This is a genomic window from bacterium (assembly GCA_022616075.1).
In the GTDB taxonomy this organism is placed as follows: Bacteria; Acidobacteriota; HRBIN11; order JAKEFK01; family JAKEFK01; genus JAKEFK01.
In genome coordinates, this window is record JAKEFK010000204.1 from 12,870 (window position 1) to 28,755 (window position 15,886).

14 protein-coding genes and 1 pseudogene are annotated in these 15,886 nt (G+C 50.4%); 10 read left to right on the top strand and 5 right to left on the bottom strand.

Features of this window, described 5'->3' with window-relative positions; genetic code table 11:
- The first annotated feature begins 198 nt into the window (after positions 1-198).
- The 4 genes from L0156_16355 (at position 199) to arsN2 (ending at position 3,794) form a co-directional block, all read left to right on the top strand.
- Positions 199-1,908, top strand: a complete 1,710-nt coding sequence (locus L0156_16355; protein ID MCI0604560.1) for an OPT/YSL family transporter — start codon at positions 199-201, stop codon at positions 1,906-1,908.
- Positions 1,909-1,978: 70 nt separating this feature from the next.
- Positions 1,979-2,464 (top strand): MarR family transcriptional regulator, encoded by a 486-nt coding sequence (locus tag L0156_16360; GenBank protein ID MCI0604561.1) that lies wholly within the window; start codon positions 1,979-1,981, stop codon positions 2,462-2,464.
- A gap of 50 nt (positions 2,465-2,514) precedes the next feature.
- Positions 2,515-3,375 carry an arsenite methyltransferase gene (gene arsM, locus L0156_16365; protein MCI0604562.1) on the top strand — a complete coding sequence of 287 codons (861 nt, stop codon included), beginning with the start codon at positions 2,515-2,517 and terminating at the stop codon, positions 3,373-3,375.
- Positions 3,372-3,794, top strand: coding sequence for an arsenic resistance N-acetyltransferase ArsN2 (gene arsN2 / locus L0156_16370; protein ID MCI0604563.1), 423 nt, complete (start codon positions 3,372-3,374; stop codon positions 3,792-3,794). Before arsM ends, arsN2 begins: the two co-directional genes overlap by 4 nt.
- Here the strand turns inward: arsN2 and L0156_16375 are convergent.
- Positions 3,795-4,901 (bottom strand): annotated as a pseudogene (locus L0156_16375) (DUF3179 domain-containing protein).
- Positions 4,902-5,184: 283 nt separating this feature from the next.
- Between L0156_16375 and L0156_16380 the strand changes: the two are divergent.
- Positions 5,185-6,174 (top strand): DUF4097 domain-containing protein, encoded by a 990-nt coding sequence (locus tag L0156_16380; protein MCI0604564.1) that lies wholly within the window; start codon positions 5,185-5,187, stop codon positions 6,172-6,174.
- On the opposite strand, the gene L0156_16385 is transcribed toward L0156_16380, so the two are convergent.
- Entirely contained in the window at positions 6,167-6,886 is a 720-nt protein-coding gene (locus tag L0156_16385; protein ID MCI0604565.1) for an alpha/beta hydrolase, read from the bottom strand. The genes L0156_16380 and L0156_16385 overlap by 8 nt on opposite strands.
- Positions 6,883-8,802, bottom strand: coding sequence for a glutamate-cysteine ligase family protein (locus L0156_16390; GenBank protein MCI0604566.1), 1,920 nt, complete (start codon positions 8,800-8,802; stop codon positions 6,883-6,885). The genes L0156_16385 and L0156_16390 overlap by 4 nt, the downstream gene beginning before the upstream one ends.
- A gap of 157 nt (positions 8,803-8,959) precedes the next feature.
- Between L0156_16390 and L0156_16395 the strand changes: the two genes are divergently transcribed.
- From L0156_16395 to L0156_16405, 3 genes are all read left to right on the top strand, one after another.
- Positions 8,960-9,460 carry a hypothetical protein gene (locus tag L0156_16395; GenBank protein ID MCI0604567.1) on the top strand — a complete coding sequence of 167 codons (501 nt, stop codon included), beginning with the start codon at positions 8,960-8,962 and terminating at the stop codon, positions 9,458-9,460.
- Positions 9,461-9,721: 261 nt separating this feature from the next.
- On the top strand, positions 9,722-10,921 hold the full coding sequence (locus L0156_16400; protein MCI0604568.1) for a glycosyltransferase: 1,200 nt from the start codon (positions 9,722-9,724) through the stop codon (positions 10,919-10,921).
- A 1-nt stretch (position 10,922) separates the two neighbouring features.
- Positions 10,923-11,555, top strand: a complete 633-nt coding sequence (locus tag L0156_16405) for a hypothetical protein (protein ID MCI0604569.1) — start codon at positions 10,923-10,925, stop codon at positions 11,553-11,555.
- A gap of 77 nt (positions 11,556-11,632) precedes the next feature.
- On the opposite strand, the gene murI is transcribed toward L0156_16405, so the two are convergent.
- Positions 11,633-12,472: a glutamate racemase gene (murI, locus tag L0156_16410; protein ID MCI0604570.1), complete on the bottom strand. Its 840-nt coding sequence runs from the start codon at positions 12,470-12,472 to the stop codon at positions 11,633-11,635.
- 84 nt (positions 12,473-12,556) lie between these two features.
- Positions 12,557-13,081 carry an isopentenyl-diphosphate Delta-isomerase gene (gene idi, locus L0156_16415; protein MCI0604571.1) on the bottom strand — a complete coding sequence of 175 codons (525 nt, stop codon included), beginning with the start codon at positions 13,079-13,081 and terminating at the stop codon, positions 12,557-12,559.
- A gap of 189 nt (positions 13,082-13,270) precedes the next feature.
- Between idi and L0156_16420 the strand changes: the two genes are divergently transcribed.
- Together L0156_16420 and L0156_16425 are read left to right on the top strand one after the other, a co-directional pair.
- On the top strand, positions 13,271-15,643 hold the full coding sequence (locus L0156_16420; protein ID MCI0604572.1) for a PQQ-dependent sugar dehydrogenase: 2,373 nt from the start codon (positions 13,271-13,273) through the stop codon (positions 15,641-15,643).
- Positions 15,644-15,653: 10 nt separating this feature from the next.
- A partial coding sequence (locus L0156_16425) for a hypothetical protein (protein MCI0604573.1) occupies positions 15,654-15,886 on the top strand: 233 nt, incomplete at its 3' end.

Sequence of the window (15,886 nt, forward strand, 5' to 3'; positions counted from 1 at the left end):
ATGCATTCGCCTTTGCAGAATCAAAATTGTCTGGATTCGCGTCTGACATGTTGAAACCTCCCTTCAAATTATAACGCCCTATAAAGGTCGATAGGATTCGTGTAACCTAAACAGAACAAAGTAGCGCGGACGTCACGTCTGCGCAGCTTCGCAGGTGAGACACCCGCGCTACTTTTCAGCGAATAAGGAGAGAAGCGCATGACCAATGATTCTCCGAGTCTATCCAAGGGCACTGAATTCAGTTTGCGCTCTGTTGTAGTGGGCGCTGTCGTAGCAATCATCACCGGGCTGGCGTATCCATATATCGTTTTGAAACTGGGATTCGGTCCAAATATTTCCGTGGTGGCTGCGTTTTTCGGGTTCATCGCGCTGGTTTTGATCTTGCGAGCGCGCGACACGAATCCGCGCGAAAACAACATCGTGCAAACGATGGGAACCAGCGCAGGACAGACAGCCTTCATGTGCGTTTTGCTCGCTGCCTTCGACATGCTCAACGAGCGTGGCGTTTTCAATCCACCGATTCATTTGGACACAGCACAAATCTTTTTCTGGTTATGCAGCGCCAGTTTGTTAGGCGTGCTGCTGGCTGTTCCGATGCGACAACACTACATCGACGAAGAGAATCTCACGTATGCTGACGGTCTGGCAGCAGGCGAAACGATAGCAGTTTTGCATGAGACGAAAGAGAAGGGGGCACGCGGCCCAACAATGGCGCTGACTCTTGGCGGCATCGCTTCGGCTGCGTTGATGCTGATCGTAAGTGCTTGGAAGTTGTTCAGAGACACAATCTATTTTGGTGCCGGGATGCAGGCGATGCGCGTGGGTTTCAGCTGGAGCTTGCTTTCGTTCGGATCGGGATTGCTTGTGGGCTGGCGGATCTGTCTCGCGATGGCAATTGGAATGATCACCAGCTGGTTCCTCCTTCCACAATTTCTCTTTTCCAGCGGGCTCATTCCAGCAAAGACTTTTCCGGAAACCCTCCGGTGGGTGATGTGGCCTGCAACCGGACTTATGGTTGCGGGTGGATTGACCTCTCTCTTTCTAAAATGGCATCTCATCGTAAAAACATTTAAGACCCTTCGCGGCGCTAAAGTCAGCGATCGCGATTTTCCGATTCGCTGGGTTGTGATCGGATCGATCTTGCTGACGGCCATTCTGTGTGTCACTCAATATTTCAGCCTGGGAATTCCGCTCTGGGTAAGTCTGCTTTCCATCATCCTTTCCTTGCCTTTGATGCTGGTTGGACTTCGCGTTCTGGGAGAGACGAACTGGGGCCCGATCAGCGCAATGTCCAATATGATGCAGGCGATATTCGCTGTGATCTCTCCCGGCAATGTTGCGGTCAACATGTCTTCCAGCGGGTTAACGGGCACGATTGCCGTTCAATCAGAAGCGCTGATGCAGGATTACAGAGCGGGCGCAATTGTGGGTTCGAACAACAGGTTGTTAACCTATGCGCAGTTGATTGCGGCTCCCATTGGGGCGGCTGCAACCGCTTTCATTTATCCCGTATTGCGCGCGAAGTTTGGTGTTGGGGCGGATGGACTCTCCTCGCCGATCTCTGTAAAGTGGGCAGGGTTCGCTGAATTGTTAACGCAGGGCCTTAATGCGCTGCCGCCAGGATGTCTGATTGGTTTACTGTTTGGCGTCGTAGCCGGAATCATCCTAACCTTTCTTGCCGAAAAGTTCGGACAAAATGTTCCGTCACCGTCAGCCATGGGTATCGGGATGCTGATCCCGGCGGATGTATTAATGCCCTTCATGCTGGGCGGCCTGGCGCAATTTATCTGGTCCAAAACTTCTCCGAAGCAGGAAGATGAATACAGGATACCGTTGGCTTCAGGATTGATTGCCGGAGAAGCTTTGATCGCGGTGGCGTTGTCTATTTATGGCGCTGTAACCAGTTAACGCAGGCGAGACGCCCGCGCTACTTTTGCTGCTTGACAAATTATGCAGAGGAATATAATATAGTTGTACGATGCAAGTAAATAATGGGGTGCAGATTTACCGGGCGTTGTCGGATCTTGCGCGGCGGTATCAATTCCGGAACCGGGAAGAAGTGTGTTGTTACGGTCTGACCGTGTCGCAATGTTACGCTCTTCAGGAGCTGCATCAATACGGAAAAATGCCCTCTTCGGATCTTGCGCTGCGCCTCGGCTTGGATCTGTCTTCGACCACGCGGCTGGTGGATCAGCTTGTGCGGAAGAAGCTCGCGATTCGAACGAAGAAGCCGGAAGATGCGCGCATTCGCGAGATCGAAATCACCGATGCAGGATCGCGGCTCATTTCGCGCATTCAAGGAGACCTGGTAACGATCGTGAATCAAGCGCTTGAGGATTTTCCGGGAGAGGTGCGTAAGGTTTTGCCTCAGGTGCTCCAGCGGTTGACAAAAGTGCTCAACGAGTGCTCGGTCGAATCACAGAATTTTATTCCGGTCGAAGCACTCGCAAGAACTAAAAAGTAATTTTTTTCGTTAATTACTTGTACGGTACAAGTATTAGGAGGAAATGGAAAATGGAACGGACAGAAGAAAGGATCAAAGAACAGGTGCGGGAGCGCTACACGGCGGCTGTCACCGGTGGTGATTCCTGTTGTGGAACGAAGACTTCGTGCTGCGGCGTGGAAGCCCAATTACCGGAAGGTAGAGCGGTTTCCGCTGCAGGTTATACGCAAGAACAGTTGATTTCACTACCGGCTGATGCGATTGCAAACAGTTTTGGATGCGGGAACCCAGTAGCTTTTGCGGGTGTTTTACCGGGCGAGACGGTTGTTGATATCGGCAGTGGAGCCGGAATCGATTGTTTACTCGCCGGGCAAAAAGTGGGGCGCAACGGGCGAGTCATTGGAATCGACATGACTCCCGTCATGATTGAAAAGGCGCGGACCAATGCGCAGAAAGCAGGGTTGTCTAATGTAGAGTTCCGGTTAGGGGACGCGGAAAACATACCTGTGGAAAGCGGCGTTGCGGACTGGATCGTTTCCAACTGTGTAATCAATCTTTCACCGAACAAGCTTCGCGTTTTTCAAGAAGCTTATCGAGTCTTGAAACCTGGAGGAAAGGTATCGATCAGTGACATAGTGGTGGAGCATATGCCCTGGCCCCTTTCTCGATCTTCAGCTTTGCATTGCGCGTGCATAGCGGGAGCGATCTCAGAATCGAAATACCTGGAAGCGATGAGACAGGCGGGGTTCGGTGATGCGCGCGTTACGGAACGAATAACCTATGATCGCGATGAGCTTTACGCGTTGATTGAAGGAGCAAAACTATTCGGGCAACCGCTCTTGAATGGTTTCTACCGCTACGTGGTGGATCATTATGTTGCCGGGAAGATCTGGAGCGCGCGAATCGTTGCAACAAAGGGAGCTATCGCATGACTTATGAATCAGCGACAACGGATGATCTGCAATCGATCGTTCGTTTGCTGACGGTGTGCGAACTTCCTTCGAACGACGTTGACGCGCATTTGGATCACTTCATCGTCGCAAAAGAGACAGACTCTGTTGTGGGTTGCGTTGGTATGGAGTTGAAGGGTCCATTGCTTCGCTCACTTGCAGTGGACCCATCGCAGAGGAATCGCGGCGTCGCTCAACATCTTTGTGAAGAACTGCTGCAGCACGCAAACAAGCAGGGCGTGCAAGAAATATTCTTGTTAACGACAACATCTGCAAAGTTTTTCGATAAGATCGGATTTCAGCGGAAAGATCGTGACGACGCTCCGGAATCGGTTCGGAAAAACCGGCAATTTACGGAGTTGTGCCCTTCGTCTGCCGTGTTGATGTGGAAGAAGTTGTAATTATTGGTAAATCTCGGTTTGGGGGAAAAACCCGAACCAGGCGAACCATAGGGAGAGATGACCCGGTATGCGTGGCAATTTTTCTTCGCCTGACACCAGCGCTTCTTCACTCAGCACCCACTTTCTACCGGTCTCATCTTTCAGATCTGCGGTGAATAAGTGCCCAGCCCGATTGTATGCTCTGACAGCTTCGCTTTCCGGATCCACAACAAGCACGATCGGTGTTTCACCGACCTTATCATTCACAATCCGTTTCGCCATGAGCTGTTTGATCGGATAAGCTTTGGGAATGTTGTTAACACGCAGCGCGTAGACTTCGGCTTTGTCTTCCAGCGCTTTGCTTTTCTGCCAGACAGGGAATCTCACACCTGCTCTTGCGCGATCAGCAAGGCCCGGCTCGTAGCGATAATTCCATTGTTCTCCGAATTTATCGTCCAGGTGCAATACCTTTGTTTGCGGATGCATCTTCCGCCATTCACTCCAGGTGGTGAGCGTCATCGGTAAGACCTTAAGCTTGACATCGCTTGTTGCCATCTTCCCGACAACTGGTTCTCCCGTCAGATTTCCCCACAGCGTGAATGTCTGGCGGTCGTACATCAACTTGTTACTTCGATAAAGCAAACCGGAAGTGCCAAAAGTGTACTCCGCTCCATCTTCCGTTTTGCCGGAGTACACGACTCCGGAATTGCAGAGCGTTCAATAACTGAGCGTGACCGGCTCTCCTGCGATCCGATCGTTCAACATCTCATGCCAGCTTAGATATCGAAGCGGATAAGCGCGCGCCTCCCCTTTCAAACTCACACCAAATATTTTTTCATTGTCTTTTAACTTCGCCTCCGCTGCTTCTATAAATTTCGGAGCCTCGATCGGAGGGATCCCATCCAGTTTGACTCCTCCCCAAACAATCTCTTCGGGCCTGATCTTCAAGAAGACTCCGGTGTATAAGATTTGTTTGTATCGGGGATCGATTAAAGACAGGAGGGCGACTTTGAATTTGATATAGCCTGGCGGGGATTTCAGCTCCGATCGCTTCCCGATGTATTCGACCCAATCGTAATAAGCATCTCCGGCTTTGTGACCGGTGGTCTCTTCCAGAATCCCGATCATTTCACCGCGCGCTGAACGAGGCATGTAGAAAAGCACGTCGACCATGGCGGGAGCAAAGGAAGCGTCCTCTAACTGAAGCAAATTCGTGGCGGCTTCACGGCGCTCGTCTTTTTCTTTGGACATCATGTTCAGTATCCATTGGTAGGCCTTTTCTTGAGCATGGAGAGGGAGAGCTAGTGAAAGGAAGAAACAGGCGAGAAACAGTTTCCTGGCCATCATAGAGTTAGTGGTCTTTCTTATGAACTTTATTCCAAAGCCGTCCGTCTTTGGTATGGGGTGAACTATGCTCAAGAAAACAATTTACTTTGCTTTATCACTTTTCCTGTTGACGGGAACCATGTGGGCTGAAGACTATTCGTTTACAACCGAGCGCACGTTTGAAATTCAGGGCAGACCTGAGTTAGTTCTTCGCAATCCTGATGGAGTGATACAGATCATTCCCAGGGAAGGATCGACTGTCGAAATCAAAATCACGCGCCAGGTGCATGGCGCAAAGAGTGAAGCAGATGCGAAGAAATCGGCCGACAGCAGGATTTCTCTGGAGCTCGAACAGACCGGGAATCAGGTTCGCGCAATCACCCGGTGGCCCAGCGAAGGAATTCGAATTGGGTGGCGTCCCGGAGTGAAGGTGCGTTTTGAGGTATGGACTCCAGCTGCATCAAATGTTCGGGCCGAAGTATCCGATGGAGAGCTATATGTTAGAGGATTGGAAGGGGAGCTCGAATTGGATACATCGGATGGAGAAATTCTGGCGAGCGATCTGTCCGGAAGCCTGCGTATTTCCGGTTCCGATGGCGATATCAATCTGAAGAATTGCACAGGAACGATGGATATTCATCTTTCGGATGGAGATCTGCGGGCGGAAAATTGTTCCGGACGCGTCAGGATTGAATCCGGTGATGGAAATATAGAGCTTCCCGGGTTTGATGGAGAAATTGAAGTTTCGAATGTAGACGGAGAAGTCCTGATCGATGGCATTCTGAAAAGCATGAACGGCAGGATTGGGGATGGACAAATGCAGATTCGAGTAGCCCCGGGATCAGTGATGCAAAGCGCCTGGTCTTTGCGTTCCGGTGATGGAGAAATTGTGCTGGATCTTCCAGATGACTTTTCAGCTGACCTGGAAGTTTCGACCGGAGATGGACACGTTGAGACCGATCATCCGGTCAGTGTAGTGGGATCTTTGTCCTCGCGCCGATTAACGGGGAAAATCCGGGATGGTGGCTTTTTACTCCAAATTAAAAGCGGTGACGGAAATATCGCGATCAAGTAAGAACGGATGCCAGCGAAAAATCCGCGGTCACAAGCGGAGTATGCCCGTGTTCGGGCAAGATGATTACGCGCGCATCCGGAAGGAGCGAGGCCATCCATCGCGCCTCCTTCACCGATGGAATGAGCTTATCCCGCGCTGATGCGATCATCGTGACTGGAACACTAATTTTGGAGATTTGATCGCGCACATCCAGGCCTTTAACCAGTCGCATGCGGTTCCGTGAAGTGCCGTAACCGTGTGAAAAGGAACATTCACACAACTTTGCGATGTCCTCTCTTTGAACTCCTTCAAATCCAAGAGCCATTTTGTAAAAGAATTCCCTGACCGCATTTCCCAGTGGAATGAAAGTAAATGGTAGAAGAATCAATCCGAGATACAAACGAATGCGACGCCGAAAATATGGGAAAGTATTGATTAACACAAGCCGGTCAATCAGCTCCGGATGCTGAATTGCGAATTGCAAAGCAACAGTACCCCCAAACGATTCGGCCACAATGGTTGCTTTTGCAGCTTGCTCTTCCTTCAACACATTCAGCACATCTCCGATCAGATCCGCATAGTCAAAAGGGGGATGATCTCGCGATGGCAAACAGGCAACGGTGTAATGTTCGCGGAGGGCCGGCTCCTGGCGGTAGAACAATTTGCCGGTGCCTTCCATGCCGGGGAGATAGATGAGAAGCGGTCCATTCCCGGATTTGAAGTAAGGGGTCAACTCTTCTTTCTGAGCTCTTCTTCCAACAATTTTGCTGACACGGCCAGTAAGTCGAACAAAGTCACAACGCCCACCAACCTTCCGTTTTCCACGACAGGCACACAACCGAGATGTCGTTGTCTCATCAATTCAATTGCCTCAAGAGTGGGTGTGTCTGGTCTGACTGTGATCGGATCCTTTTTCATGATCATGTGAACCGGCACACCCTGAGCACGATTGAGTGTCGAGCCCTGCGCCAGAAGTGGCAGGAGATGTCTTTGTGAAACGAGACCAACCAGTTTGCCTTCTTCATTCTCTACGGGAACGTACCGTATGTGTTCCCAGTGCATGATGCTCGCGACATAGTCCACAACATCATCGGGACGAACGGTGAATAAATCTGTGGACATGAACTGTCCAACCGTTCTGTAATTCTGATGATAGCTTTCCATTTCTTGAATCTGCGTCAGTTCCCATTCATAAACCGGCGTGCCGGCGTTTTGATTTTGAACCATGGCACGTGTTAACGCTTGTGCCCTCATCAAAGGTGTTCCGCGATTTCCCATGGCGGAGAGGGACTTCAGCATCCATTGCGAACCGGTTTGACCGGTTCGAACGCGCTCTTCCAGAACGCCCATATATCTGTCGCTCTCTTCACTTTCGAGTCCCATCTTTTTCAATCCGGCGCGCGCAAGCGGAATCAGATGATCCAGGACGAGACTTCTTGCCGTGTAAGTCGTCCCCCCTACCCAGTGGATTGTTCCGCTGAGTCCGTGTCGCGCTGCGGTAAGAAAATTGGTTTTCGCATGGTCGAAATCCAACACTTTGCTGATGGAACCATATTCCTCCGGTAGCGCGGCCATCAAACCAAAATAGAACGCGGAATTTGCAACTTCATCAACAATCGAAGGACCTGCCGGCAACACGCGATTCTCCACACGCAAGTGAGGACGACCATTCATGATTCCATAACAGGGCCGGTTCCATCGCCAGACAGTTCCGTTGTGCAGCCGCAGCGCGGAAAGTTTGGGGATTTCACCCCTCGCAAGCACCGTATGCGGATCCTCATCCAGGGCGTGAGTGAGTAAGACCCTGTAGCGCGCAATATCCTGACGAAAAATCTCAAGAACCGATTTTTCAATCCATCGTTCTCCAAAGCTCACGCGCGACGGACGCGCCCGCGACTTGACAAGCTCCGAGCGTTCATCCACGGAATGTTGAAACAGAGCCAGCCGCGTTTCCGCCCACAGCCGGTGCCCGAACAACATGGGTGAATTCACAGCCGCCGCCAGCACCGGCGCTGTCACCGCTTGCGAAAGATTGTACAGATCCACAAACTCTTCCGGACCCACCTGATAATGCAGCTGAAAACTTGTATTACAGGATTCGAGCATCATGTTGTCATGAGTCGCATGCAATTCATCGAGGCCTTTGATGAGAACATAGAATTTGCTTCCGCGAACCTGCATTAACATCTTGTTCAATTCACGGTATCGCGGAACATCGGTCATATTATCCAGGCTCAAATCCGCCAGATTCAGCGTGGGAAGGATTCCCGCTAAAGCCACGTCAGCTTCAAATTGTTTTGCAGCGTCCTTCGCTTTTGTAACAAGCTCGTTTAGATCTGCCTCCATCGATTTCAAACATCCGGGGCCAAACTCGCGCGGCGCAAGATTCGCTTCGAGATTGAATTTGGCCAGCTCCGTGGTAAACCGGCTGTCGTTGATCACCTGCAACAAAGGAGCTGAGATCATGGCAGGCCGCATATTCGCGCGATCGATCAGGAACATTTCCTGTTCCGCCCCAATCCTGCGAGCGCCCGATTCAAACATACCGGTTTCGAGCATTTTCTCGATGGCCCAGCAGTCTGCGATCAGCGCGCGCATGAAGTCGCGCAGCTTTAAGTGATCAACTTCTTCAACATTCAGCTCGCCCATAAAAGGAATTGTATCACCGTTCCTAGTGGCAACTTTTAGTCGCCGTTTGTAGTAGCGAATTCATTTGCTATGAGCTAAAGCGACTAAAGTCGCTACTACAAACAAGCCCCAACGAGCTGTGGTAAAGTCTTACAAACAGATGACTGGAGGTGATGGGATGATGAAACGTATCTTGATTTTGTTCGCACTTACTCTGCTCTGTTCGGGTAGCGCGTACGCCGGTTTTGGAGTACAGATCGATTACAACCACTTTGAAAGTCCGGAAGGAGAATTGACCCTACTGGAAGGCGGTGATTTTGGAATCGGAGCACGCTCTGAATTCGGGACATCCAGCATTGCTTTGATTCTATCGTTCGATTACTACTTTCCCGATCAGGAAATAGGGGACCTTAAATTCTACGAGTTGAACGCAAATCTTGCGTTCACTCTTCCAATCGAAGGATTCCGTCCTTACTTTGGAGGCGGCGTCGGTATCATTCGTGTTTCATTTGATGAGGACCTGTTTGATTCAGAAACCGACACCGGAATCAACATATTGGGCGGTATAAAATTCGGTGGAGGGATCGTAACGCCATTCGTGGAAGCCCGCTATGTTTTTTACGATGAAGAGGAAGCGTTTACAAATCGTTTCGTTTTAACGGGTGGGATTCTGTTCTAGGACAAAACACATCTGAAGTTCCCTCGTTGACGTGTATGCTATACTTTGCCGTTATTTTGTAGTGGCAGAGCATTTTGAGTAACGGTGTGTATGCATACGAACTGATTATCGGCGTGAAAATGCTCTGCAAGCATCGCAGACGAACCAGAGCATCTGCTCGCCGACAATTGGTCCATGCTAGGTCACGCCTCTTGCAAGTGGCCGAATCTGTTCTCGACAATGGCAAATGCTCTGCCACTACGATCCAGTGAGGTATTTATCATGAAGATCACGTTAGCGCCTTTTGGTACGGCAAGCGATGTGCTTCCGATGCTCGCATTGGGTAGAGTTTTGCATTCTCGCGGGCATGTCGTAACGATATGCGCTCCGGAGGAGTTTCGGTCACGCATTTATAAATCGGGCTTTCCCATGGTTTCCAGCGGTAAGACATACCGGAAATATCTCGAATGTGAAGGGGATTTTGAGGATGCCACTACAGCGCTCGTCTCCGTATTGGATCAAGATATGGCGACGCATTTTGTAGCATTGCGAGATGCGACGCGTGACGCGGATGCGCTAATTGGCGCGCGCCTTCAGCTGGCAGGTCCGTCCTTAGCCGAGCAGCATGGAATCCCATATTTTTTTGCGGTCATGACGCCCGGAGTTGGAGATCATGATCAATTTCCCATTTTTGGCGTGTCTCACGACCGCGCGCAAAAACGCCGCCGCAGAAGAATCAAAGAGTGGGATACTCACGTGCTTACAGCTTTAAACCGCGAAAGAAAGTTCACGCATCTTCCTCCGGTGACAAATCTGTTTGAGCATCTCTATCGGTCCGGGCATACGATGCTGGCAATGGATGCTGCGTTTTCGACCACAAGGAATACAGTGAACCAAACAACTTCCGGTTTCTGGTATCTGGATGAGGATATTGATTTGGATGCGGAAACGGTTGCCTATTTGGATCTGGGGCCGGCGCCGATTTATATCGCTCCCTTTCGGTTGAAAAATCAAAAAGAGATTCTGACGCTCTGCAGCGCATTGGCCGGAGCTGGACACCGGGTTGCGCTTGGTTATGGCTGGGAAAACATTGATGCAAACGAGCTGCCTTCAGGGTGCAGTTTTCTGACGTCTCTTTCCTTTGCGCAGGTTTTCCCAAAGTTGTCCCTGATCGTTCATGCAGGCGCCGCGGACATTACGATGCAGGCAATGCGCGCGCAAGTGCCGCAAATCGTCGCGCCCTATACGATCGAACAGAATTTCTGGGCCCAACAAAGCCAATCCCTTGGAGCCAGTCCCGCCCCGGTTCTGAATGGCGATTTGACCAAACTAAGACAGACGATTGAAGTGGTCCTTGCTGATAAAACAATCAGGGAACGCTTGAAACAGATGGATTTCACAAATCAGAACGGCCCGGAGATCGCTGCAGACACGATCGAACGGATCCTGGAAGCTCACAAAAAGCCGACAGAAGTCCATTGAGATGAAATGGTTTGCGCTCGGCGGCATCCTGCTGGCGCTTGCACTTTTATTCTGGATACTTCGAATTCGCTCGCGCAGCATAACAAGTGAGAAGTCCAAAAAAAAGCATTTCCAGAAACTGGCAAACGAGCTCGGATTTCGATTTGTCAGTGACGATTATTTCGTGCAGTTGGAAGGCTACTGGAACGAAATGCGGAGCATCATGTATCCGCATAATTTTGAAGGGCCCGGGATCATTACATTGCTTTATCTGGAAACTCGCGTCCCGGCATCCGCAAATAATTGGATAGAACCGAACCTGAGTTTGGGCCGCGCGCTTGTTGAATGGAAGAGACAAGCGCCATTCGGGTATGAAGTGACCGGGAAACAACTCCCTTCAAAACAGATTCTGGAAGCGATAGCGCGAACCAATTACCCTTTCGCTGCGGTTACGCTGCCGCACCGATTCAGCTATTCACCGTTGCTGCAGCAATCTCTGAGTAGCTGGAAAAATTTTGTGGTCCTTTTGGCGGTGGAGGCAGGCAAGAAACCCGCAAAGAATCAATTGGAAGCGGCTCTCCGCGATGCGGCTGAAATTGCTGAATCGCTTCTTTTAACAGAAGATAACAAAGGAAACGAAGAACAAAGATTTTGAACAGAAGGTCGCAAAGGACGCAAGGTATCAAAACTTGGCGTTCTTCGCGAGCTTCTGTTAAAAATGAAAAATCTTCGTTACCTTTGTTTGCTTCTGTGAAAAAATCGAAGCGCAACATTTTCTGAAACAACCGGGTGACCGAGAAAAACCTGCGCGAGTCTGTCGAAACCTTCGGTGTGATCCGTGGTTAAAAAGCGTTGACTCCTTCCGCGACTCAGATGCTGTTCGATTTCGGAGTGTCTTTCCAGATAATCCAGAAGACTAGGAGCGACAAAATCGCCTTGAACAAGAATTCGCACCTCGGGTGGAACCGTTGCTCGAATTGCGGGAAGAAGCATTGGATAATGCGTACAAGCCAGAAGCAGCACATCGATCTGATCGGAAAAACGATTCGTCTGTTCCCAGTATTTACGAATGAAATATTCTGTGCCCTCTCCCTCCAGCTCACCGGCTTCCACCAGAGGAACCAGCATCGGGCAGGCGGTTTGAATCAAATCCACACCGGGCGCATACTTCGCAATCTCAATCGAAAAACTTTCTGATTTTACCGTGCCTTCCGTTGCCCATAGCGCAACAGTCTTCGTTCGTGTATCGCGTCCGAGCTCTTCAACCGAGGGACGAATGATCCCAAGCACTCTCCGATCCGGATATTCAAGCGGCAGCACCTTTTGTTGAATGCTCCTCAGCGCTTTGGCAGAGGCGGTATTGCAGGCGATGATGATGAGTTTGCAATTTTGCGAGAACAGATAAAGCACACCTTCCGTGGTGAATTTAAAGATCGCATCAAAGGAACGGTTCCCATAAGGCGTGCGGGCATTGTCGCCCAGGTAAATGTAGTCGTATTGCGGAAGCCGGTCCCGAATGCTTTTGAAGATGGTGAGACCGCCGTAACCGGAATCGAAGACGCCAACATTCATTTTTTTACCGCAGAGTACGCAGAGAACGCTGAGAGAATTTTATTCCTTTTTTTCTCTGTGATCTCTGCGTTCTCGGCGGTGAAATCAGAACCTTTCTGCAACCCAGAACTCCAGGACTTGATCCAGGCAGATCTTCAACCAGTAACTATAGGTACTCGGATGCAGTTTGACATCATTGACGAGTGCCTCGAGATCCATCCACTTCCAACCATCGACTTCATCGGGATTAGGGGAAGGAGTGCCGTCAAATCTTCCAATAAAAACGTGGTCGATCTCATTTTCAATCAAATTGTTTTTGAACTGAACTTTGTAAGGAAAACTAAAAACCCACTGGAGATCGCACTGAAAACCCATTTCTTGCTGGAGTCTTTGGAGAGCTTCCGTTTCAATCCTCTCCCCCGGTCGAGGATGACTGCAACAGGTGTTGCTCCAGAGTCCATCCGAATGATACTTTTTCCTGGATCGTTTTTGCAGGAGCAACTGTCCTTCAGGATTGAACACAAATATGGAAAAAGCGCGGTGCAGCTTTCCCTCCTGGTGCGCTTCTAGCTTGCCGGCTGCTCCGATTTCGCGATCCGATTCGTCTACGAGGATGACTCTGTCTTCCATAAAGTGTTTTCAACATAGATAGTATAAACGGAGCGCGGGCAAAAAGCGTCTTCGCGTCGCTAGTCTTTGCGTATTCGCGGTCGACCCGGAGAGCGTGAGGCGGATACGCAATGCCTGCCTTCCGTAGATTATTTTGACAAAGGAAGTTGGTGATATAGACTACTGTTACAGTAAGAGGGAGGGAGTACGGTGAAAACCAGACCGTTTGTCGTATCGACCTTTTTAATTCTCCTTTCTTGCGGACTCGCAGTAGCCAGCGTACCCACCGGCTTTACCGAGACGCAACTCGCATCTGGACTTACCGCACCAACCGCAATGGCAATGGCGCCAGACGGCAGAATCTTTATTTGCCAACAGGGAGGAGCATTACGTGTCTTCAAGAATGGAAGCCTCCTGGCCACTCCATTCTTGAATGTCACTGTAAATTCCAGCGGAGAAAGAGGTCTTCTTGGAATCGCATTCGATCCGGATTTTGTGACAAATCAATTTATCTACGTTTATTACACCGCTACAACTCCAACCATTCATAACCGCGTCAGTCGATTTACTGCCAATGGAGACGTCGTTGTATCTGGCAGTGAAGCAATTCTTCTGGAACTACCCAATCTCAGCGCCACGAATCATAATGGCGGCGCAATCCACTTCGGCCTGGACGGTAAGCTGTACATCGCAGTCGGGGAAAATGCGGTTGGCTCCAATTCGCAATCCATGAATACCATTCTGGGAAAAATATTGCGCATGAACAAAGATGGGACTATTCCGACTGATAATCCGTTTTACAACACTGCCAGCGGAATCAATCGCCTGATCTGGGCGCTCGGGTTGCGCAACCCATTCACTTTTTCAGTTCAGCCGGGAACAGGAAGAATTTTCATCAACGATGTCGGTGCTGGTGCATGGGAAGAAATTAATGATCAACCGCCGATTCCTCCGCCTCCTGGATTTCCGAACCCGCGGAATTATGGTTGGCCAAACGCTGAGGGCGCAACCATGTGCAGCACTTATCTGTGTCCGAAATATGCCTACCCTCATAGCGGTGGTACGGTAAACGGGTGCGCGATCACAGGCGGGGCATTCTACAATCCCACGACACAGCAATTCCCGGCGGAATATGTGGGCAATTATTTCTTTGCGGATTATTGCGGCGACTGGATCAAAAAGCTGGACGTATCAACCAATGCCGTTACAAACTTTGCTACCCCCACTGCTGTTACGGAGCCTGTTGATCTGTTGGTTTCGCCCGATGGAAGTCTGTATTATCTTGCGCGGGGCGGTGGCGGAAGCAACGGAGTTCTTTTCCGCATTCAGTTCACAGGCGGCCAAGCTCCCAGCATTACAACACATCCTTCGAATCAAACTGTTACCGTCGGCGGTTCCGCTACCTTCACCGTTGTTGCATCCGGAACTGCACCGTTGAGCTATCAGTGGCAACGAAACAATGCCGACATCAGTGGAGCAACTTCTGCCAGTTATACATTGAACAACGCGCAGCTTTCCGATAGCGGAGCGCAATTCCGATGCGTGGTCACAAATAGTTTTGGCACCGCTACCAGCAATCAAGCACAATTGACAGTTGTGCAAAACAATCCTCCAGTAGCAAGCATCACTGCTCCTGCGAACGGATCGCCATACAACGCCGGCACCACAATCAATTATTCCGGGGATGGTACCGATCCGGAAGACATTACAATTCCGGCAAATGGATTCACCTGGTGGGTCGATTTCCATCATGATGACCACACTCATCCGCACGTTTTACCAACAAGCGGATCGAAAACCGGCTCCTTCAACATCCCGTCCACTGGGGAGACGGATGACAATCAGTGGTATCGCATTTACTTGACGGTGACCGATTCAGGTGGATTGCAAAATACAACTTTTGTGGAAATTTTCCCGCGAAAGGCAACCATCACGCTCGCTTCGAATCCCACAGGTCTGCAGCTGAAACTGGATGGCGCAACAGTGACTGCTCCCCATCAATTTGTTGGCGTCGTCGGAATGATTCGCAACATTGAGGCAGTCTCGCCTCAAGGAAGCTTTAACTTTGTTTCGTGGTCCGATGGTGGAGCAATCTCGCACAACATCACGACGCCCTCGGCAAACACAACTTACACAGCTACTTTCGATAGCGTAGCACCGAATGGCGATGGTTTGCGTGGCACTTATTACAACAATAGTGACTTCACCGGCACAACATTTACGCGCGTAGATCCAACGGTCAATTTCAACTGGGCCAAAGGCGCCCCTGCCCCCGGAATTGCGGGCGATACATTCAGCGTCCGCTGGACCGGTTTTGTGCAACCGCAATTCAGCGAGACCTATACCTTCCGGACCGACACAGATGATGGCGTCAGACTCTGGGTAAATGGCGTTCAGATCATCAACCGTTGGGTCAACAATGCGGGGGTCAGCACCGGCACAATCGCACTGACAGGCGGGCAGAAGTACGCCATCACGCTTGAGATGTATGAACACAAAAACAAAGCGCGGGCGATCCTGCAGTGGTCAAGCCCAAGTCAGGCGTTGCAGGTGATTCCACAATCACGCCTCTACAGCCAGTAGAATAGTCATTGTGACTTTGCGTCTTGGCGTCTTTGCGTTAGGTTTGTTTGTCGCGATTTTCACATTTGCACAACATCCGTTCAACGCCATTCAAGAAGAGGCTCGAATCCCGCTTCGGGATGGCGTCAAACTTGGCGCGACGCTTTTTCGGCCTGCGACCGAAGGAAAATTTCCCGCGCTGGTATTTCGCACACCCTACAACAAAGCCGATGAATCGATGGAGCTTCCATTAAAAGCGGCCAA